Here is a 20,557-nt window from a genome sequence, read left to right as displayed (position 1 = left end):
GCATTCCCCGTCAGTGGTAAAATATTTTATTGTCTGCGTATCATTAATATTGTTTTCGCAGGCTTTATTATGTTGCTTGTCATGAACTAAATCATACAAGTGTTTTAATTTTCGATCATAATCACATAAATAAACTAAAAATAACAGCGTTTTCACCTATGGCTAACGGCTATTTAGAATAAATGCTCCAATCGATTTAGCAACCAGGTCGGCATTCCCCATGTGAAGATGATGGTCTCCGGCTAAATGAACGATATCAATATTGGAAAACCATTTATTGGCTTGCTCTGTTGATACTGTTAATTGTTTATAGCCATCATGGCCAACAATGAGTAACGAAGGCGTGTCACTTATTGTCATCAAAGCGTCAACCTGTTCAAAGGTAAAACGGTTAAGTGAGTCTAATTTTAACCGAGGATCACTACGCCAAGAATAGTGGCCATCAGTGGTAGCCATATTACGTTTGGTGATCATTTCGCACCATGGTAATGCTAATCCAGTGAGTTGATGGCGAGCCTGAATCGCAGTATCCATTGAAGAATACGTTGGAGTGACTCTGGCGAGTTGACGATTAAAGCGTTGTTGTTGCTGTAAGCCTTTTCGTAAGCGATCTTTAGCTTGTGTGGCAGATTCAGATAACGGTGCTAGGGCTTCTATTAATATGAGTTTATGGATGTTGTCAGCAAGACATGCATTGTAAGCTGACGCCACAATGCCGCCGAGCGAATGGCCCAATAAGATAATGGGACCCGTTTCTTGTGACAGGGTATGGATCACGGCTTGCAGATCGTAAATATAATCAACCCAATGCAACGGATAACGCCCTGGGCGATGATCTGATAATCCATGCCCTGGCCAATCGATGCACATCAGTTGAAATTTATCGAATAACCCTTGCTGAGCAAAGGCCTGCGCTAAGGGGATAAAACTGTCGACATTATCAAGCCAACCATGCAAAGCCAAAATCACTGGCTTGTCGGCTTGACCATAACGTTTAGCTGCAAGAGTAATATGAGCCAACGGCAATTGAATTTCTTCTACATCAATGTTCAACATTGTTGGCTCACTTTACAAAAATTATTTAGCGGCTATTTTGGTAAATTTGATTGTCATACGATCACTTTCACCAATATCAAGATACTTCTGTTTATCTTGATCGCCCATAGCTAAACGCGGTGGTAATGTCCACACACCTTTTTGATAATCTTTAGTGTCTTTAGGATTGGCATTCACTTCAGAGCTGCCGGTTAATTCAAAACCGTATTTATTGGCTAACTCAACCATTTGATTTTGATCCATATAGCCACTTTCTGCAGCCATACCGATATTGGCACGATGTTCAACAATGCCTAATGAGCCTCCAACTTTTAACACGTCATGAGCGGCTTTAAACACACCTTCCAACTCTCCTTTCATTGCCCAATTGTGCAAGTTACGGAATGTTAATACGTGGTCTGCAGAATTATCTTTACCCAATGAAAACTTAGCCGGTGGATCAAGCGTTACAAACTGTACATTGCCTACACTGGCTTTGTTATCGCTAACCCATTTTTCAAACTTCAAACCAGCTGATTTGTAATAAGCACTTTGATTCGTGTCTGTTGCAGGATTAGTCTCAAAATTAGCAGCTACATATTGGCCTTTTTCAGCTAGGTATGGCGCTAAAATTTCAGCATACCAACCACCACCTGGCCATAGTTCAATCACAGTTTGTTCAGGCTTAATATCAAAAAACGCTAATGTTTCAGCAGGATGACGATATTGGTCACGTAGTTTATTATCTGCAGTACGAAACTCGCTGGCCACTGCTTTAGCAAGGGCAGAACTAACCTGCGGTGCTGTCACTTTTTTATCGGGCATACTATCGGCTGCGTATATTGCGGTCGACATACCTAAACTTGATAAGCCAATTAAGGCTCCTAACATCATGTTACGTTTCATTTTGACACTCCCTTTTTTCGATCAACTTTACGCCAACAGAGCAACAACATAAACCCGCTAAAGGCGAGCCATGTTATTACCCATAACCATGCAGGTAGCCAAGTCATTTTAGCTAACATAACCGCATCGCCTTGACCGCTTAACCCCAATAATACCATCGGACTTGCCATGGCATTTAAAATAATCATTAACCCTAATATACGCAGTAAGGTGTTTAACAGACTACTGTTTTTTAATTTAAGTGGTAACAAAAAAAGTATTATCAATACGCTGAGTATAACAATGGTTAACACATCGCGAGCCCAAAAAAGTAACGATGCTGCCACGGTAAACGCGAGTAAAGTCAGGGTAAATCTAATGGTCTGTTTTTGCGTTGCCATCAGAAATATCGAATAACCCCAGAGTGCGGCGCCAAAATAGCCCGCATAAGCGATTAATATACTGCTGCCGCCTTGGCTAAAACAAAAGCCAGCGCCGTTTGGAAATAGCTGAATATGACTGACCGAGCCACCGGTCAATAATGTCGCGATGCCATGAGATAATTCGTGAAAATAACTTTCAAACCATTTAAAAGGTATAGAGATATAAGGGAATCGCGTCAGTAAAAAAGCCAACAGTAATTCAATCACAAAACGGCTACGACTGGGTGTTGCAGACAACGGCACATTAGGCATATAAATCAATACCAACCATTTGTTGAATTTCGTCTCTTTTAGCAGAATGCTGTGTCGATAAATACTGAGCTATAGCGCCACGCTGACTGTAAGTCTCACGGTCGAATTCAACACGCGCTTGCTGTTTGGCCGATAAAGTTGAATCGTCAACAATGGCCATGTTGCGAGCTTCAATCCCTTGAACCTCAGTTTCTACAGTAGCAGGATTAACAATAATAGGTTCGTGGGCCGCTATGATCGGCCGATTACCGGCAACAGCTTGGCTCAGGCTAATTGGGCCTGATTGATTATTTGCCATTGATAATGCTGAATTTATCGTCATTAACGACACCGTTTACCTATATTTGAATCTTATACTTTATGTCAAATTGCCGTGAATGGCTATTCTCGGCCTGGAAGTTTTTTCCACGTAACAGTATCACGAAGGTACACAGGCGAAAGTTCATCAACAGTAGTATGCAAACCTTGTTGATAACCTTGTTGTGCCAGAATTAACATGGCTTTCGCATCTGGATAAGTTGCTTGGGTGCATGGTGTCATGTGTGGCGCTATCGTTAATAATTGTGGATAGGCTTCAAAGCCTGTGCCACAAACACTAATGTTTTGTTGTGTATCGAGGGTTAACTCAATCGCTTCTGGCGCGCTAACGTGTTCTTGACCTACTAAGGTAGCAATGCCGTCTTTGGCAATGTATTGGCCCCAATAGACTTCCTTCATACGGGCGTCAATACAGCACAATACTTGCGTAGCACCTTGCTCTGTTATGGCTAATTGGGCCATAGCGGCTAAGGTCGAAATGCCAATAACCGGCAAGTCGAGTCCCAAGGCTAATCCTTGGGTCATGCTGGTACAAATGCGGATACCGGTAAAACTGCCAGGACCGCGGCCATAGGCAATCATGTCCACATCGGCCAGTGTCACTTGGGCTTGGGCTAGCACTTCATCGACCATAGGTAATAATCGTTGACTATGCTCACGTGGTGCATCAGCAATAAGTGCAAACACCTCACCATTAATGGTTAACGCAGCGGAGCAAGTTTCAGTGCAAGTATCAAGAGCGAGGATGGTTAACGGCTTTGGCATTATGATGGGTTACCCAGTAAAAAAACATCAAATAGACTCAATATGATAACTGATGCGTACGGTTTTAAAAAGCTTAAGGGATTTGTTTTAAAAATTGTAATGCACGGTCTAAGTCACGTGTGCGTTGCATGGGTGGCAAAGAATTAATAAACGCCTGGCCATAAGCGCGGTTAACGATACGGTTATCGCACAAAATAAGCACACCACGGTCTTTCTCATCACGAATTAGCCGCCCGACGCCTTGCTTTAAACTTATGACCGCTTGTGGCAGGGAAATATGGTTAAAGGGGTCAAGCCCTTGACGTTCGGCATTGGCTGCACGGGCTTTGTATAAGGCATCATCTGGCGATACAAACGGCAACTTATCGATAATCACGCAGCTGAGTAACTTACCGCGAACATCGACGCCTTCCCAAAAACTGCTGGTACCGAGTAAAACGGCATTACCTAACTGCCTAAATTTATTTAACAAACTTTGTTTACTGGCTTGGCCTTGTACCAGTAAAGGATAAGCGACTTTACCTTGTAAAGCGGATGCAACTTGTTCGAGCATTTGATGGCTAGTAAACAATATGAACGTACGGCCTTGAGCCGCGTTGATAGCTTGAATACACACATCGACTAATTGTTTTACCGTATGTTGCGACTGCCCTACTTTACCTAAATGGCGCGGTACACAAAATACCGCTTGATTAGGGTAATCAAATGGACTGTCTAAAATGATTTGTTGCGCTGATAACAAGCCTAGCTCAGTCGCAAAATGGCCCAAACTTCGGTTTACTTGTAAGGTAGCCGAGGTGAAAATCCAGCGAGTTTTGGCATCAAACAGCTGCTGGCATTGTTTTGCCACATTGATAGGACTCAGTCTTAACAGGATAAAGCGCGGACCTAACTCGACACTATAAGCCGCTTGCATGTCTTTGCATTCAAAATAGTCTTGTAGCTTTTCAGCAAGCTCATGCAATTGTTCAAACGCTAAGTCGAGTTGGTCTTCACGCCCAAGATGATGACGCATTACATTGGTAAGGTCGGTAAGTGCCTGTTGTAGTGCCCACGATACTGTCGCTAAGTGTTTATTGGCGAGTACTTTACGCCAATCAGTTACTTGGTTGTCGTACATAGCGTTGTGCCAGTCACTCAAAGCCAACAGCCCACGTTGCGACAGTTGCTCTATTTGAATACTGTCGCGAATGAGTTGTTTGTGTATTTTAATGATGCCATTAAGCAACTGATCAATTTCGCGACTGGAGATATGGCTGCCAAAGTAGTTAATGCAAATATCTGGCACCAAATGGGCTTCATCAAAAATAACCACATCAGGATCTGGCAATAACTCGGCAAACCCGGTGTCTTTGAGTAAGCGGTCGGCAAAAAATAAATGGTGATTAACCACCACCACTTTTGCCTCCATGGCCCTAATACGTGCTTTACGGGTAAAACACACATCATAATGATCGCATTTTTTACCCGTACAGGTTTCTTTGGTACTCACAATGCTAGGAATAACCTCTGAATGCTCTGCCACCGAGGTTAAATTGCCGATATCGCCATCTTTGCTTAAATGTGCCCATTGGTTAATCTTGAGTAAATCATCAATATAATATTCGCTAAATTGACTGGCATTTTGCATCTGCTTTTCAAGACGTAACTGACATAAATAATTGTTACGCCCTTTTAATAACGCAATCGGTACATGTACATCTAACATGGCAAGTAATGCGGGGAGATCTTTGAGGAATAGCTGCTCTTGCAGATTTTTACTGCCGGTACTCACAACCACTTGCTTGCCGCTGAGTAAGGCCGGAATTAAATACGCATAGGTTTTACCCACACCAGTACCCGCTTCTAAAATCAGATTATGCTTTTTAGCAATAGCGTCACTGACCGCAACGGCCATATCTGTCTGACTTTGTCGATGGTGGTAATGATGCACATGTTTGGCTAACGCACCGCGATCGCTAAATTCATGGATTACAGATTGGGTAAGTGTAGAGCTCAAAGCATCCTCAAATTATCGCGCTAATGCATATGTAGTGTGATTTGGGCTATTATGCTTATAACGGCATCATGTTCCAACTGTTTATCACCAAAAGTTGTAAAGGAGATAGGTTAACAATGTCGACTCTCCGATGGATTAAACTGGAAACAAAAAATGCTGGCCACCAGCGTGACTCAGCATTTTTGACTCGTTCAACGCCTAACTTAATCGTTGGACAGTGAGTTATTCAGCAAATAGGTTTTGAATAGGGTGTTCCGGGGTGAGTTCAAACGCCATTTTTTGATTGGCCGCCTTGTGTTTCACACTCATGCTCATGACTTTTTCAGCCTCGGCTAGGCCAAATAAGTCTAATGAGAAAATTAAATTTGTCGCGTTGTTATCAATAGCAAAACGCCCCATAACAATTAATTGCGTCGCTGTATCGGCGTCATGATGATCATCGCCTAACGAAAACATTAACCCCTCTAATGGACGCAAACCATTATTATCTTTTAATTTAACCTTAGCCAATATTTGAGCAATGATTTCAACACGATGAGCGTTAAACTCAACCGTTGATAAATGACCATTAATATCATCATCTATATCATTAAACGCACTGATCGGTAATGATAACACCATAAACGCACCATTATTGACCATATTGATGGTGCCGTGTTGAGCCACCATCATGTGAGATTGAGCCTCTGTTGCCAACAGTAAACTCATCATAAAAATAATCATTATTATTTGTTTTTTCAAAACGCGCATGTAATGTCCTCCTTACGTGTAATAAGATTGATTTATTGAGGTGGTGGAGGTAATTGGCCAGCAGCTTCAACTTCACCTTTCACACATCGCTGAAAGAACGGGTAACTGTCTGTCGCGTAATAATGATAAATGCCATTAGGGAACTCTGGAGTGACCCCAAAGCGGCCGTTACATTCATCTAAATCACCTGATCCATCTACATATTTCCAATCTTGTTTAAAGGTACCTAAAGCATATAAATCCGTCGATGGTCTGTTATCACTCACTGTTGTGACTAATTGGTAACTACCCGTGACCACTTTAAGTCCTGAAGTAGCATCATCTGCGCTGCTATAACCATAACGAGCATAAATCGGAAATCCATCAGATGCCCATGCAATTAAGGTCATAGTGTCACTGCTGCCACCGTGTAGCGTAATAAAACCTTCAGGCATACCGTGATAATGATATTCGCCACTTGGTTGAACATGCGCATTATTGTCATCAGTACCAAAATCAAAGCTTGATTGACCTAGCGCCTCAATATTCCAGTTGCCAACATTCATAACTGCATCACAAATTAAACCAGAATCATCACAGGTTCCGGCTGTGCTGGCATCGATTTTAACCCCATTTAACACATACCCCTGCGGGCCTGATGGGCCACCTAATTCTTTAGCAACATCAGTTTTAACAGGCTGTAAAGTAATACTGGCTGTAATGTCTTGCACGGTGATCATGTTCGGATTGTTATCATTAGGAAAAGTCCCAACAGCGTGATCAGGAATACCGTTTGCCACTAATTCGCGCATATCATCGGTACAATTCCACTGTGAATCGCTGTTATAACCCACAGACTCAGAATCATTGAATTCGCTGTATGCATAATCACATAGTACACCGTCAGTAGTGCCGTCGTAACTGACACCATTATCAGTGACCACTGTCGTGCTCTCATCGACTGTAGCTGTGTCAGTGTTATTATCACTGCCGTTGCAGGCTGTTAATAAACCTGCGATAACCAAAGAACACAAAATTGATTGAGTGAATTGTTGATGTTTAACGAATAATTTCATGGCATCGATTCCTTTAAGTGGATCGTTATTGGTTTAACTAAAGAGATATTGTATTACCAATAGATGATATAGACAGAAAGTGCAGAAATTATGTAGAAAAATAACAAAAGTGATGGATTCGGTGAATCATCTGTTAATGACGAGACGTCACTTACAGCGTTGTGAACAACGTAACGTGGGAACGTAAAAGCGATGAGGAGGAACCTTAGCTTTACGCTTAAATATACCTGAGCAGAGTAAACACAACAGGGTTAAGGTTGATTTGAATATAGTAAACTTATAGATGATCGTATTTCAATCTAATGGCAGGTTACTACTAACTTACAGCCAATAGCCCCAAGCCATTAATCGCTACAGACACATTATATCCACATTGCCATTTGATCTTTGGTGGGTTTACTGCCTTTATGGACCACTTTTTCATCAACCACTACCGCTGGCGTACTCATTACGTCATAAGCCATAATTTGCGCCATATCGGTTACTTTTTCTATTTTTATAGCAACACCTTTTTCGTCGGCAACAGCTTGGGCAAGCTCAGCAGTTTCAAGACACTTTTTACAACCTGAACCTAATACTTTAATGATTTTCATTTATTGTTCCTTGTGACTAATTCGTAGATGATAGAAACGGAGCAAATGCATTAAATATCCACCCCACTAAAGTGAATGAAACTAATAGAAGGCTAAATAATATTGCCAGTAAACGCCATTGCATGACTTGCTTTAACAAAATAAATTCAGGAAAACTGGCCGCTACAGTGCTCATACAAAATGCTAATGTGGTACCTATTGGTAAACCATTGATAATAAGGCTTTCCATAATCGGAATAACACCTGTCGCATTGGAATAAAGTGGAATGCCGAGCAACACCGCAGCAGGAACAGACCACCATTGTCCGTCGCCCAAATGCGCTTCAATCCAACCGTCTGGTACAAAGCCATGCAGCGCCGCGCCCAAACCCACCCCAATGATGACCCATTTCCACACTCGGCCGAATATATCTAGCATCTCAGTTTTGGCAAATTGATGCCTTTGTGGCAATGACATAGTTTGCACTTTGCCACTATCATCAGCAATATTGCCAACCCCCTTCTGCTGACCACGTTTTAAGGCTTCGGCCGCAAACGACTGTAGCCAACGTTCAGCCTTAATACTGTCAAGAAACAGGCCGCCTAACATTCCCACACTCATTCCAACGGCAATATACAATAAGGTAAATTTGAGCCCCAATAAGCTCATAAGCAGTAATATTGCGACTTCGTTGATTAAAGGCGAGGTAATCAAAAAGCTCATGGTGATCCCTAATGGGATCCCGGCAGAGGTAAAACCTAAAAAAACAGGAATGCTCGAACAAGAACAGAATGGCGTTATGACACCAAAACCTGATCCCATTAAATAACCTAATCCTCGGTGTTTACCTGCTAAATAATCTCTGACACGCTCAACATTTAACGAAGCCCGGATGAGGGCAATGAAATAAATCATCACCAGCAGTAAAGCAAAAATTTTAGTGACGTCTTCAACAAAAAAATGCAGCGCATCTCCGAGTTTGGTCTCTGGCGACAACCCCAATAAACTGTATATAAGCCAAGATGCAAAATCAGAAAAAATCTGAAACATAAGTTATTGCTCTATAAAAACACTACTGTAAAGATAGCCTTATTTTTAGTCGCAATATAAGATCCAGGTCTCGATTTTGTTGATGATAAAAATAAACATAGATTATCCGAAATAATATCGGGTTAATTTTTTTCTAAGTGGAATGTCTCGTTTTTGTCAGTTTTACCTATGATGACTTATTCAAACTCAAAATTTAAATGTCGATGATAAATTAATATAAAAATTAGTCAGTTAAACTCGTTTTTATTAAATCTATTACTGAATAATTCGTTGCAATGTTAACGGCATCATAATAACGTAGCCCTAGAGATCTTTGAACACAGTCAATAAGCTTAAGGAAAAGCAATAATGAAATGGTTAATTGTAGTGGTTATAAGTTGGTGTATCGGGTTTATCAGTTATCCGCTGATATGGCCTAGTGACACCCCAGACACTACCGAACATGCCGATTTATTGTCCAAAACACCACAAGGCAACACTTCAAAATTTGTCTCTGCAGGTCAAGCTAATCTTACTTCGGTAAATGATGTAACCCAGAACACTCACGACCGAGAAGCATTTAAGGCATCGTTAGGCAATGATGAAACGCCTTACATGTCGATTTTTCGCATCATGCAACTGGCCGAACAAGACCCTCTAGAAGCATTACTCGTTGCCGAAGAAACGCAACATGAAGACTTATATGGATTAATTTTAGAAATAGCGGGGAAAATGCAATTTTCAAATGTCATTTCATGGCTAGAACAGCAAAAGTCGACTGAACAATATGAATCATTACTCGACGGTTATTTACGTGGTTTAGCGTCTGTAAATCCACAACAAGCATTAAGCGATGTAGAGTTATTAGCAGTAGAACCAATGAAGTCGTCGATCATAATGTCGATTGTCGACTCATGGGCCAACACCGATGCAATAGCCGCATTTGAATGGTTAAAATTGCAAACAGAAACTCAATCAACGTTAAAAATGTACTTAAATACCATGTATTATTACATTGAACAGTCACCTAACGAAGCCGCCAATCTCATTTCATCACTGCCATTAAATGAATCGACTAATTATCTTATTACATCGATGGTATATCAGTTGGTTGAAAAGAATACTCAAGATGCTGTCGATTGGTTAGATACTATTGCCGTAGAGCAACGTGCCAGCGGGATATATATTGTCTCTCGAAAAATGGCAGAAACAGATCCTGAGGCTGCTTTAGTATTTTTAAACAATCAAAAACAAGCTTACGATTTAAATCAAGATTATTTCAACAGTGCCTTAGCTGAAATAGCCAGTGTGGAACCCAATATGATGCTAGCGCGAATAGATAATTATGAAGCGAATGTTCAGCGGGATATTATCATTAACGCTAGCTACGCCCTCGCAGAAAATTCGGAAGTCGATTTTTTGCAGGTAATAAACTCGCTGTCCGATGACAACAAAGATATTGCTTTTCGTCAACGATCAGCCCAGTTGAGCCAAACAGATCCACAACAAGCGTTTAATGTAGCCGAACGCATTAATGATGCCACGACTCGATTAGAATCTATTGCCAGTACCGTCAATGTCTGGAGTGGGTTTGACAAACGAGCAGCGATGACAGCAATTGATAACTCAACCCTCTTAACAGCCAGTCAAAAAGCCGAAATAAGCAGTCAAATACAATTGCAGCTGACATCATCGAATATTATTTACCCTTGAGTAGCCATTTGATTATTTGGCTAACGAGCTTGTTCTATTGATTGACACGGCAATTAACATCTTGTTATAGAAATAAGCAATCCACACAGTCGTTAAGTTGATGATGATGATGATGATGATGATGACATTAAATAGTAAGTTAATGCCTACCAAAAAGGCCACATAATGCAACGCAGACAGTTTTTAAAAGTGGGAATGTTAGGCGCTGCGGTAGGATTAACTGGTGCCAGTGCATTATGGTTAAGCCAAGGCAATGATCCAACACAACTGAACATTGCTGCACTATTAGCCAAGTTGAATAAGTTAACGATGTTATCAACCGAACAACTTGCAGGTTTAAGCACTGGCAAGTGGAACAGTGCTGAAGTGTTTACACATTGCGCGCAAAGTGTTGAGTTTTCAATGAGCGGGTTTCCAGAGCATAAATCAGCACTCTTTAAACAAACTGTCGGAGCCCTGGCATTCACCGCATTTGTCACTAAAGGTGCAATGTCTCATAACTTAGCCGAACCAATCCCTGCTGCGCCAGAGTTAGACCGCAGTGTTGATGTTAATCAAGCACTCGCTAGGCTAATACAATCTTTAAAAGATTTTCAACAATATCAAACTGATTTGGCACCACATTTTGCTTATGGTGAATTAAACAAAGCAGATTACGAGCTTGCCCATGTACTGCATTTTTATAATCACCAACAGAACTTTAATCTAATGAGTTAACGGTTAAAAAATTAACATTAAATATCAAGAGCTTAAACAAAATCCCAATACAACGTTAGTGCAGCTTAGATAGCCCGTTTTTATCGATACTACTGGCATTATGTAATCGCAACGCCCAATTACCATGATGTTGCTGATCACAAGCAGTTTCAGTATCAAAACTAACATGTTGATTAATATTTTTGAGATCAATCTGGTATTGAGCAAGGGTGCGTTGAATTAGCGTTAACAGTAGCGCTTTATGACCACTTTGATTAAATTGCGTTAGTTGTGTTTCAGTATCAAATATACAAATAATTCGTAAGCTCTTGGGGAATGTCGTGTAATCAACGACGTGCGTAATCCATGCAAAACCAGGATAGCTATCCAGTGCATGTTCGCATACGACGGTTAACCCCTCTCTTAATTTATTATCGATTTTTTTATCGGTTTTTCGCATACTAAAATGTTCTTCCTAATCTGTACAACTAGATGAATACATCATCATATTAAAAGCTATCGAGTACATTATGTTTTTATGCGCAGAACATATCGTTAACCATAGTTCTGGTTACCATTAATGATGAACGGCTATTTCGTTACATAACTCTTGTTAAAGTTTGAGCTAATGACGAGGGCCTGTTGATCTTTGCAAAAACAGCCTTGAAAGATCAACAGGCCCTAAACCGTAACCCTACTTAAGATGGTCTACACCAGTATCGATCCGGTTCCCTCCAGCATTTTTTGCTCTATACATAGCTTGATCTGCATATTGAATTAATTGCTGCTCATCAGCACCATTATCGGGATAACGAGCGACACCAATACTCGGTGAAAGTTGCAAATTAAGGCTATCAAATTGATAAGTTTTCTCCAGTTCAAGTCGAATATTCTCTGCAATAAACAGCACACTATCAACAGAATCAATACCATTTAGTACAACGACAAATTCATCGCCACCAAAACGTCCAACCGTATCTGATTTACGAACGCAATCACGCAAACGCTGAGCGATATTCTTAAGTAGCTTGTCACCAACAAGATGCCCATAGCTGTCATTAACATGTTTAAACCCATCAATGTCGATAAATAACAAAGAAAGATGAGAGCCTTCGCGACGCGCCAGTCCAAGCGATGTTTGTAAACGCCCAAACAACAATGCTCTATTAGGTAATTCTGTTAATGGATCATGTCCTGCAATGTAATGAAGTTGCTGCTCCATTAATTTTCGTTCAGTAATATCGTGAGCAACTGCAATTCTAAACTGGTGATCTTCAGACCATCGTGCCGACCAAAGAATATCAATTATTTTGCCATCTTTACGAACCCAACGATTTTCAAAACGAGGTAGTTTTTTGCCACTCAGCAATGATTCAACGACTTTAAGTGTCTTTATACCGTCTTCAGGATAAACATGGTCAAGCATAGGTTTGCCTATCACTTCGTCAGGAGAGTATCCAAAAATATCTTCAAATGCAGCACTAACAAACACAAAATTTCCTGCTTTATCAACCACACATACTGCATCGAGCATTAAGTCCATAACATCTCTAAGCGCCACTACATCAATGGTCTTCATACTGTGCGTACCTCGAGAAGTTAGCTAAATTAATAAAGCGTAATACACGCCAGCTTATAAGTAGCGTCCAATAAACTCAATGGCTTATAACGATATGATTTAAACATTGCGATTCATAAAGACTAAAGGAACAAGTTTCATCACACTAAAACATCGTTTATCCCTTGAATAATCGACTAGCACACGGCTCTTGTTGCATAAGAATCAAGCCATTAAACGATATCATTAACCTAAGTGATGTAGAGTGCCAAATGGGAGGCGTCATTACGCTAACGGTCTACCCTTTGTATTTATTGAGTTCTCAAAGTCATTTATCGACAAACAACAAGTAGAGGTTAATCCCCAAGGGCATTGATAGCTAAAATATTAAGCAGTTGTGTTGTTAACGCTTTCTTAATCGGCTCTAATGATCACAAACAGACAAGAAAGCATATCTTATGCAAAAAATATGGTAATTAAATAACATTAATGCTTTATCCGCTCTTGCAAACAAGCATAAATGCGGTTAAGTTAACTACAAGTCGATATACACGACATCAGATGAGTGCATAATCCCTCATTTGAACTGATTTACTAATATCAAATAAAGAGTACTGAAATGAACATCCAAGTGACTACAATCCACCATCATCACCATATGCGGTAGCCTTCGGATGCTAACTGCCGAAGGACGATATCCTTCTGGTGGTGAACAATTATTCACATAAACCCCTGGAAGGAATTTCAGGGGTTTTTTGTTTTCTAGATTTTTATTTTTATTTAAGCAGTTAAATTTACACATTTTATATTTAATACATAAGGAATTATCACATGAGTGAGTCAAAGCGTTTACGTATAGCCATCCAGAAATCAGGCCGTTTATCTAAAGAATCTCAACAATTGCTGAAAAGCTGTGGCGTTAAATTTAACGTTAATGAGCAACGCTTGATTGCACACGCAGACAACATGCCAATCGACTTATTACGCGTTCGTGATGATGATATTCCAGGCCTAGTAATGGATGGAGTTGTCGACCTAGGTATTATCGGTGAAAACGTTCTAGAAGAAGAACAAATAGAGCGCCAACTAGCAGGTAAACCGGCTGAATGCACTAAATTACGTGAATTAGATTTTGGTTCATGTCGTTTATCACTCGCGGTACCTAATGAGTTTGAATATAAAGATGCCAACTCACTAGAAGGTCTGCGCATCGCGACATCTTACCCGAACTTACTGCGCCGTTTTATGCTAGAAAAAGGCATTAACTACAGCGACTGTATGCTTAAAGGTTCTGTTGAAGTCGCGCCACGGGCAGGATTGTCAGATGGCATTTGTGATTTAGTCTCGACCGGTGCAACCCTTGAAGCGAACGGCTTGTATGAAACCGAAGTCATTTACCGCTCAATGGCTTGCATTATTCAATCAAACAAAACTCAATCTACTGAAAAACAAGCTCTAATCAACAAAATCTTATCGCGTATTAATGGCGTTATCCGTGCCCGTGAAAGTAAGTACATCTTATTGCACGCTCCAATTGAAACGTTAGATCAAATCGTTGCCCTACTCCCAGGCGCTGAAAACCCAACCGTATTACCACTTAATGACGACACTAATCGTGTGGCTATTCACGTAGTAAGCACAGAAGATTTATTCTGGGACACTATGGAAGAATTAACCGCACTAGGTGCAAGCTCAATTCTGGTCATGCCTATTGAAAAAATGATGGGGTAACACAAATGCAAATTCTCGATTGGGCTTCTTTATCTACTGAACAACAACGACAAACGTTAGCGCGTTCGCCATTAATTGGTGATGCAAGTGTAGAGCAACGTGTTCGTGACATTATTGAGCAAGTCAACGCTCAAGGTGATAGCGCATTACTGGCTTATAACAAGCAATTTGACGGTGTTGAACTGACTGAGCTCGCATTATCAACTGACGCCATTGCGGCAGCATGTGCACGTGTAGGTGACGACGTCAAACAAGCTGTTGCGCAAGCGGTGAACAACATTGAAACCTTTCACAAGGCGCAGGTGTTTCAAGGTGTTGATATAGAAACTCAAGCGGGAATTCGTTGTGAATTGCGCAGTGAACCCATCGAGCGAGTCGGCTTATATATTCCCGGTGGTACAGCTCCATTAATATCCACAGTAATGATGTTGGCGTTACCAGCAAGAATTGCCGGTTGCGAAAAGCGTGTGTTAGTCAGTCCACCACCGATTAATGATGCGATTATTTATGCCGCCAATGTCTGTGGTATTACTGATATTTTCCAGGTGGGTGGTGCCCAAGCCATTGCGGCATTAGCATTTGGGACAGAATCGGTGCCAAACGTAGACAAAATATTTGGTCCGGGTAATCGTTATGTAACTGAAGCAAAACGATTAGTGTCACAGGACAGCCGTATTAGTGTGTCAATAGACATGCCTGCAGGTCCGTCTGAAGTGTTAGTGATTGCCGACAAAGATGCAAATCCTGGTTTTGTTGCGGCCGATTTATTATCCCAAGCAGAACATGGTGTTGACTCGCAAGTAATGTTAGTGACTGACTCATTAACACTGGCAGAGCAAGTCAACCAAGCGTTAACTGAACAATTAGCACAGTTGAGCCGTAAAGACATCGCCGCACAAGCGCTAGAATGCAGCCGCAGTATTATTGTTAGCGATATGGTGCAAGCTGCAAAAGTGTCTAATTTGTATGGCCCAGAACATTTAATTATTCAAACTACTGCCCCACGCGACGTGCTTAGGCAAGTTCGCGGTGCCGGCTCCGTCTTTTTAGGCGCTTATACCCCAGAGTCTGTGGGCGATTATGCTAGCGGTACTAACCATGTTTTACCGACTTATGGTTATAGCCGTTCAGTTTCAAGTTTGTCATTAGCCGATTTTAGTCGACGTTTTACAGTGCAAGAGCTCAGCCAACAAGGGCTTAAAACTTTAGGTAACACTGTGATGGTGTTGGCAGAAAATGAATTATTAGATGCACATAAAAATGCTATCGCCATTCGTTTAGCCAGTTTTGAGTAGTGAGTAGTGAGTCATTCATATTGTCAGCGCTATCGCTAAGCGCTAGTTAGCACCTTATAGAGTAGAAAGTAGAGAACACCACCATGAGCCAAACCTTAGCTGCGCCTTTTGATCCAAAAACGTTGGCCAGACCCGAATTATTGACATTAACACCCTATCAAAGTGCCAGACGAATTGGTGGTCGCGGTGATATTTGGATTAACGCCAATGAATCGCCATTCAATAATAGCCCGCTTGATAAAGTGAATCGTTACCCAGAATGCCAACCTGCTGAACTCATCAATGCTTACAGCCGTTATTCAGGCGTTAAGGCAAGTAATATTATTGCCAGTCGCGGTGCCGACGAAGCGATCGAATTACTCATTCGTACATTTTGTATCCCTGCCGTCGACAGTATTGCTTGTTTTGGTCCAACTTATGGAATGTATTCAATTAGTGCTGCAACCTTTAATGTAGCTGTCACAGCGTTAAGTTTAACCGATGAATATCAGTTACCGGATGCGTGGCCAACACAAATCGGCAATGCCAAAATTGTATTTATTTGTAACCCAAATAACCCAACCGGCACCGTGATTGCAAAAGACAAAATTGAACAAGCTATTAACGCAGCACCTAAAGCTATTGTGGTGGTAGACGAAGCCTACATTGAGTTTTGCCCAGACTACAGCGTGGCAGATTTACTTGGCACCTACCCTAACCTTGTGGTGTTGCGCACATTATCAAAAGCATTTGCTTTAGCAGGTGCACGTTGTGGCTTTATGCTCGCCAGTGATGACATTATTGACTTAGTCATGCGAGTCATCGCCCCTTACCCGGTGCCATTACCGGTGTCAGACCTTGCGGTAAAAGCGTTAAGTCCTGCTGGCATTGACACTATGCGAACTCAAGTCGCCAGTTTAATTGAACAAGGCAAACGCTTAAGCGTTGCATTAACAGCCTATGGCGCTAAGGTGTTACCTGCCAACGGTAACTATGTTTTAGCCCAATTTGACGATGTACAAGCAGCCGCTAAACGATTAAGCGATTCCGGCGTGGTTGCTCGAGCATACAAAGACCCACGCCTTGCTGATGCGATTCGTTTTAGCTTTACATCAGCCAAACAAACCGATGTGATTATTCAGTTATTTGGTTAGTGCGTTAGTGCACGTTGCATATCGGTCAATACCCTATACATCATAAATAAGAATTAGATATCACCATTAAGGTAGTTAGCATGAAACAGAAAATCCTTTTTATCGACCGCGACGGTACATTAGTTGAAGAGCCAGCCATCGATAAACAACTCGATAGTTTGGCTAAATTAGTGTTTGAACCACAAGTGATCCCAGCGTTACTTAAATTGCAGAAAGCCGGTTTCCGTTTAGTCATGGTCAGCAATCAAGACGGTTTGGGCACACCTTCGTTTCCAAAAGCAGACTTTGATGCCCCGCACGACATGATGATGCAAATTTTTTCAAGCCAAGGTGTCGTTTTTGACGATGTGGTTATCTGTCCACACTTTAATGATGAAAACTGCAGCTGTCGTAAGCCTAAACTTGGTTTAGTAAAAGACTACTTAACCCAAGGTAAAGTAGATTTTACTGAATCAGCGGTAATTGGCGATCGTGAAACTGACGTTGAGCTCGCTAATGCCATGGGCATTAAAAGCTTTAAATATAATCGTCAAACACTCGACTGGGATGCTATAACCAGCGCTTTATTAAGTAAAGGTCGCGTGGCAACGGTAGTGCGTACCACCAAAGAAACCGACATCAAAGTCACCATCGACTTAGACAACCAAAGCAAAGGTAAGATTGAAACCGGGATTGGCTTTTTTGACCATATGCTGGATCAAATTCAAACCCACGGTAATTTTAAAATGGACGTGCATGTTGACGGCGACCTAGAAATTGACGACCACCACAGCGTAGAAGACACGGCCCTCGCTATTGGCGATGCCATTCGCCAGGCCTTAGGCGACAAGCGCGGTATCGCTCGTTTTGGTTTTAGCTTACCTATGGATGAAGCCAGTGGCGAATGTTTAATGGACATTTCTGGTCGTCCATTCATAAAATTCAATGCTGATTTTGATCGCGAAATGGTCGGTGAAATGGCTATCGAAATGGTGCCTCACTTCTTCCGCTCATTCGCTGATGGCCTACGTTGCACTTTGCACATTGGATCGAAAGGCGATAACGATCACCACAAAGTAGAAGCACTGTTTAAAGTGTTAGGCCGTACGCTTCGCCAAGCGGTGAAAGTCGAAGGTGACATACTGCCATCAAGCAAAGGTGTACTGTAAGGAGTTCATGTGACACAAGTATCGAATACTTCAAACGCTAGCAATGATCTTACCGTGATTATTGATACCGGCTGTGCCAATTTAAGCTCTGTACGGTTTGCTTTTGAGCGCCTGAATGCCAATGTCTTAGTCAGTGCTGACTTTGATGTCATCCGCAGCGCCGCAAGAGTGGTACTACCGGGTGTTGGCACCGCTGGTGCGGCCATGGATGCCCTAAAACAAAAGAACCTTATCGAGCTAATTAAAAGCTTAACGCAACCTGTTATGGGCGTGTGTTTAGGCATGCAAATGCTGGCATCATTGTCTAATGAACATGGCGGCCGCAGCGAGCAAAATATCACCTGTCTAGGATTAGTGCCGACAGACATTGGCGACCTAGACAGTAAAGGCTTACCGCTGCCACACATGGGCTGGAATCAAATAGAGGTGAGCGATCACCCATTATTTGTTGGCATTGAAAATGGCAGCTACGTGTATTTTGTTCACAGTTACCGTGCACCAATCAGTGAGTACACCCTAGCCAGCAGCACTTATGGCGAGTCATTCAGTGCCGCCATTGGTAAAGGTAACTTTTTTGGGGTGCAATTCCACCCAGAAAAAAGTGCCAAAGTAGGCGCACAAATTTTACAGAACTTCTTAAACATGGGGACACCACAGTGATTATTCCTGCCATTGATTTAATTGACGGCCAAGTGGTGCGCTTGTACCAAGGTGACTATGACAAACAGACCACCTTTGACTTAAGTCCACTGGTACAATTGCAGTCTTATCAAGCCCAAGGGGCAAAATTGCTGCATATCGTTGACTTAACGGGTGCTAAAGATCCGAATAAACGCCAAACTCAATTAATTGCTGAACTTGCTGCGGGACTTGATGTTGATATTCAAGTCGGCGGCGGTATTCGCAGCGAAGAGCAAGTCGCGGAATTATTAGCCATTGGGGTTAAACGTGTGGTGATAGGCTCTCTTGCAGTCAAAGAGCCTGAACTGGTCAAAAGTTGGTTTGTAAAATACGGCAGCGATGCCATTTGTTTGGCTCTTGATGTCAATATTAACGATAACGGCGACAAAATTGTCGCCGTATCGGGCTGGCAATCGGGTGGCGGTAAGTCATTAGAGTCGTTAGTGGCTGAATTTGAAACCGTCGGTCTTAAGCATGCTTTAGTGACTGATATCAGCCGTGATGGCACCTTAACAGGCGCCAATACCGAGCTCTACACAGAACTTGCCGCAACGTATCCCCATATCCTTTGGCAAGCCTCTGGTGGCATTGCAACACTTGACAATGTTGCCGCTGTACGCGACAGCAAAGCATCGGGCATTATTATCGGTAAAGCTTTACTGATTAACCAATTTACCGTGAAGGAGGCAATACAATGCTGGCCAAACGCATAGTTCCGTGTCTTGATGTACGCGAAGGTAAAGTGGTTAAAGGGGTGCAGTTTCGCAATCACGAGATTGTTGGAGACATCGTTCCCCTCGCCGCCCGTTATGCAGAAGAAGGCGCTGATGAGTTAGTGTTTTATGACATTACCGCCAGCGCGCACGACCGCGTTATCGATAAATCTTGGGTTAGCCGCGTAGCTGAACAAATTGATATTCCGTTTTGTGTCGCCGGGGGCATTAAAACCATCGAGCAAGCACGCGAAAAACTTGCCTTTGGTGCTGATAAAATATCGATTAACTCGCCTGCATTAAGCGACCCGAGTTTAATATCACGCCTACAAGATGAGTTTGGCCGCCAGTGTATCGTTATCGGTATTGACTCATTTTATGATGCTGTCAGCGATAGTTACAAAGTAAAACAGTTTACCGGGGATGAAGCCGCCACCAAAGACACTCAATGGTATACTCAGGATTGGGTTGAAGAAGTGCAAAAACGCGGTTGTGGCGAGATTGTATTGAACGTCATGAACCAAGACGGCGTGCGCGGTGGTTATGACATCAAACAACTCAGCATTGTACGCGCCATTTGCGATGTACCGTTAATTGCTTCTGGCGGTGCGGGCACCATGGAGCACTTTAAAGAAGTGTTTGAACTTGCCAAGGTTGATGCCGCATTAGCAGCAAGCGTGTTTCATAAAGGCATCATTGATATTGGTGAGTTAAAACAATACTTGCACGCCAATAACATCGCGATTCGTTTATAGGCTTAGACTTTTACGAAACTAGAAAATAGC

General features: G+C 42.0%; 21 protein-coding genes. 9 read left to right on the top strand and 12 right to left on the bottom strand.

Annotation, left to right across the window (positions count from 1 at the left end):
• Nucleotides 1–162: 162 nt before the first annotated feature.
• The 10 genes from AAEY94_RS10970 to AAEY94_RS10925 form a co-directional block, all read right to left on the bottom strand.
• The gene (locus tag AAEY94_RS10970) at nt 163–1,056 is read right to left on the bottom strand and encodes an alpha/beta fold hydrolase (protein ID WP_335692175.1); all 894 of its coding nucleotides are present in this window, start codon (nt 1,054–1,056) and stop codon (nt 163–165) included.
• A 21-nt stretch (nt 1,057–1,077) separates the two neighbouring features.
• Nucleotides 1,078–1,860 carry a class I SAM-dependent methyltransferase gene (locus tag AAEY94_RS10965; RefSeq protein ID WP_243756366.1) on the bottom strand — a complete coding sequence of 261 codons (783 nt, stop codon included), beginning with the start codon at nt 1,858–1,860 and terminating at the stop codon, nt 1,078–1,080.
• A 77-nt stretch (nt 1,861–1,937) separates the two neighbouring features.
• On the bottom strand, nt 1,938–2,615 hold the full coding sequence (locus AAEY94_RS10960) for a M50 family metallopeptidase (RefSeq protein WP_101087575.1): 678 nt from the start codon (nt 2,613–2,615) through the stop codon (nt 1,938–1,940).
• A complete protein-coding gene (locus tag AAEY94_RS10955; RefSeq protein WP_182743677.1) occupies nt 2,608–2,937 on the bottom strand; it encodes a hypothetical protein in 330 nt (109 codons plus the stop codon). Before AAEY94_RS10955 ends, AAEY94_RS10960 begins: the two co-directional genes overlap by 8 nt.
• Nucleotides 2,938–2,996: 59 nt before the next feature.
• Complete coding sequence (gene tsaB / locus AAEY94_RS10950) at nt 2,997–3,698, bottom strand: tRNA (adenosine(37)-N6)-threonylcarbamoyltransferase complex dimerization subunit type 1 TsaB (RefSeq protein ID WP_162022929.1); 702 nt, start codon at nt 3,696–3,698, stop codon at nt 2,997–2,999.
• Nucleotides 3,699–3,771: 73 nt separating this feature from the next.
• Nucleotides 3,772–5,697 carry a DNA repair helicase YoaA gene (gene yoaA / locus AAEY94_RS10945; RefSeq protein ID WP_182743678.1) on the bottom strand — a complete coding sequence of 642 codons (1,926 nt, stop codon included), beginning with the start codon at nt 5,695–5,697 and terminating at the stop codon, nt 3,772–3,774.
• 222 nt (nt 5,698–5,919) lie between these two features.
• A complete protein-coding gene (locus AAEY94_RS10940; RefSeq protein ID WP_208062953.1) occupies nt 5,920–6,447 on the bottom strand; it encodes a hypothetical protein in 528 nt (175 codons plus the stop codon).
• A 32-nt stretch (nt 6,448–6,479) separates the two neighbouring features.
• Complete coding sequence (locus AAEY94_RS10935; RefSeq protein WP_101087571.1) at nt 6,480–7,502, bottom strand: YHYH protein; 1,023 nt, start codon at nt 7,500–7,502, stop codon at nt 6,480–6,482.
• Between the two features lie 362 nt (nt 7,503–7,864).
• Nucleotides 7,865–8,095, bottom strand: coding sequence for a thioredoxin family protein (locus AAEY94_RS10930; protein WP_101087570.1), 231 nt, complete (start codon nt 8,093–8,095; stop codon nt 7,865–7,867).
• Nucleotides 8,096–8,111: 16 nt separating this feature from the next.
• On the bottom strand, nt 8,112–9,125 hold the full coding sequence (locus tag AAEY94_RS10925; protein WP_350978807.1) for a permease: 1,014 nt from the start codon (nt 9,123–9,125) through the stop codon (nt 8,112–8,114).
• Nucleotides 9,126–9,473: 348 nt separating this feature from the next.
• On the opposite strand from AAEY94_RS10925, the gene AAEY94_RS10920 reads away from it, so the two are divergent.
• A complete protein-coding gene (locus tag AAEY94_RS10920) occupies nt 9,474–10,817 on the top strand; it encodes a hypothetical protein (RefSeq protein WP_350978806.1) in 1,344 nt (447 codons plus the stop codon).
• A 165-nt stretch (nt 10,818–10,982) separates the two neighbouring features.
• Nucleotides 10,983–11,534, top strand: a complete 552-nt coding sequence (locus AAEY94_RS10915) for a DUF1569 domain-containing protein (protein WP_350978804.1) — start codon at nt 10,983–10,985, stop codon at nt 11,532–11,534.
• A gap of 55 nt (nt 11,535–11,589) precedes the next feature.
• On the opposite strand, the gene AAEY94_RS10910 is transcribed toward AAEY94_RS10915, so the two are convergent.
• Entirely contained in the window at nt 11,590–11,973 is a 384-nt protein-coding gene (locus AAEY94_RS10910) for a Fis family transcriptional regulator (protein ID WP_101087566.1), read from the bottom strand.
• A 234-nt stretch (nt 11,974–12,207) separates the two neighbouring features.
• Nucleotides 12,208–13,092, bottom strand: coding sequence for a diguanylate cyclase domain-containing protein (locus AAEY94_RS10905; RefSeq protein ID WP_101087565.1), 885 nt, complete (start codon nt 13,090–13,092; stop codon nt 12,208–12,210).
• 810 nt (nt 13,093–13,902) lie between these two features.
• On the opposite strand from AAEY94_RS10905, the gene hisG reads away from it, so the two are divergent.
• From hisG to hisF, 7 genes are all read left to right on the top strand, one after another.
• Entirely contained in the window at nt 13,903–14,802 is a 900-nt protein-coding gene (gene hisG / locus AAEY94_RS10900) for an ATP phosphoribosyltransferase (RefSeq protein ID WP_101087564.1), read from the top strand.
• A gap of 5 nt (nt 14,803–14,807) precedes the next feature.
• Nucleotides 14,808–16,097, top strand: a complete 1,290-nt coding sequence (gene hisD / locus AAEY94_RS10895; RefSeq protein ID WP_350978801.1) for a histidinol dehydrogenase — start codon at nt 14,808–14,810, stop codon at nt 16,095–16,097.
• Between the two features lie 83 nt (nt 16,098–16,180).
• A complete protein-coding gene (gene hisC, locus AAEY94_RS10890; protein ID WP_162022921.1) occupies nt 16,181–17,230 on the top strand; it encodes a histidinol-phosphate transaminase in 1,050 nt (349 codons plus the stop codon).
• 80 nt (nt 17,231–17,310) lie between these two features.
• Nucleotides 17,311–18,378 (top strand): bifunctional histidinol-phosphatase/imidazoleglycerol-phosphate dehydratase HisB, encoded by a 1,068-nt coding sequence (gene hisB, locus AAEY94_RS10885; protein WP_101087561.1) that lies wholly within the window; start codon nt 17,311–17,313, stop codon nt 18,376–18,378.
• Nucleotides 18,379–18,387: 9 nt separating this feature from the next.
• Nucleotides 18,388–19,038, top strand: coding sequence for an imidazole glycerol phosphate synthase subunit HisH (hisH, locus tag AAEY94_RS10880; protein ID WP_101087560.1), 651 nt, complete (start codon nt 18,388–18,390; stop codon nt 19,036–19,038).
• Nucleotides 19,035–19,772 (top strand): 1-(5-phosphoribosyl)-5-[(5-phosphoribosylamino)methylideneamino]imidazole-4-carboxamide isomerase, encoded by a 738-nt coding sequence (hisA, locus tag AAEY94_RS10875; protein ID WP_350978799.1) that lies wholly within the window; start codon nt 19,035–19,037, stop codon nt 19,770–19,772. Before hisH ends, hisA begins: the two co-directional genes overlap by 4 nt.
• Nucleotides 19,754–20,527, top strand: coding sequence for an imidazole glycerol phosphate synthase subunit HisF (gene hisF / locus AAEY94_RS10870; protein ID WP_101087558.1), 774 nt, complete (start codon nt 19,754–19,756; stop codon nt 20,525–20,527). Before hisA ends, hisF begins: the two co-directional genes overlap by 19 nt.
• The last annotated feature ends 30 nt before the right edge of the window (nt 20,528–20,557 follow it).

This window comes from Shewanella sp. AC34-MNA-CIBAN-0136 (assembly GCF_040309945.1).
Taxonomy (GTDB): domain Bacteria; phylum Pseudomonadota; class Gammaproteobacteria; order Enterobacterales; family Shewanellaceae; genus Shewanella.
The sequence above is the reverse complement of the archived record's forward strand: the minus strand, read 5'-3'. Positions and strand labels throughout refer to the sequence as shown.

Coding starts and splice junctions, on each gene's coding strand:
- AAEY94_RS10935 (WP_101087571.1), bottom strand. CDS start 7,502: ATGAAATTATTCGTTAAACATCAACAATTCACTCAATCAATTTTGTGT.
- AAEY94_RS10905 (WP_101087565.1), bottom strand. CDS start 13,092: ATGAAGACCATTGATGTAGTGGCGCTTAGAGATGTTATGGACTTAATG.
- hisB (WP_101087561.1), top strand. CDS start 17,311: ATGAAACAGAAAATCCTTTTTATCGACCGCGACGGTACATTAGTTGAA.
- AAEY94_RS10920 (WP_350978806.1), top strand. CDS start 9,474: ATGAAATGGTTAATTGTAGTGGTTATAAGTTGGTGTATCGGGTTTATC.
- hisG (WP_101087564.1), top strand. CDS start 13,903: ATGAGTGAGTCAAAGCGTTTACGTATAGCCATCCAGAAATCAGGCCGT.
- AAEY94_RS10960 (WP_101087575.1), bottom strand. CDS start 2,615: ATGCCTAATGTGCCGTTGTCTGCAACACCCAGTCGTAGCCGTTTTGTG.
- AAEY94_RS10915 (WP_350978804.1), top strand. CDS start 10,983: ATGCAACGCAGACAGTTTTTAAAAGTGGGAATGTTAGGCGCTGCGGTA.
- AAEY94_RS10940 (WP_208062953.1), bottom strand. CDS start 6,447: ATGCGCGTTTTGAAAAAACAAATAATAATGATTATTTTTATGATGAGT.
- AAEY94_RS10910 (WP_101087566.1), bottom strand. CDS start 11,973: ATGCGAAAAACCGATAAAAAAATCGATAATAAATTAAGAGAGGGGTTA.
- AAEY94_RS10930 (WP_101087570.1), bottom strand. CDS start 8,095: ATGAAAATCATTAAAGTATTAGGTTCAGGTTGTAAAAAGTGTCTTGAA.
- AAEY94_RS10970 (WP_335692175.1), bottom strand. CDS start 1,056: ATGTTGAACATTGATGTAGAAGAAATTCAATTGCCGTTGGCTCATATT.
- AAEY94_RS10925 (WP_350978807.1), bottom strand. CDS start 9,125: ATGTTTCAGATTTTTTCTGATTTTGCATCTTGGCTTATATACAGTTTA.
- hisC (WP_162022921.1), top strand. CDS start 16,181: ATGAGCCAAACCTTAGCTGCGCCTTTTGATCCAAAAACGTTGGCCAGA.
- AAEY94_RS10955 (WP_182743677.1), bottom strand. CDS start 2,937: ATGACGATAAATTCAGCATTATCAATGGCAAATAATCAATCAGGCCCA.
- hisD (WP_350978801.1), top strand. CDS start 14,808: ATGCAAATTCTCGATTGGGCTTCTTTATCTACTGAACAACAACGACAA.
- hisF (WP_101087558.1), top strand. CDS start 19,754: ATGCTGGCCAAACGCATAGTTCCGTGTCTTGATGTACGCGAAGGTAAA.
- AAEY94_RS10965 (WP_243756366.1), bottom strand. CDS start 1,860: ATGCCCGATAAAAAAGTGACAGCACCGCAGGTTAGTTCTGCCCTTGCT.
- tsaB (WP_162022929.1), bottom strand. CDS start 3,698: ATGCCAAAGCCGTTAACCATCCTCGCTCTTGATACTTGCACTGAAACT.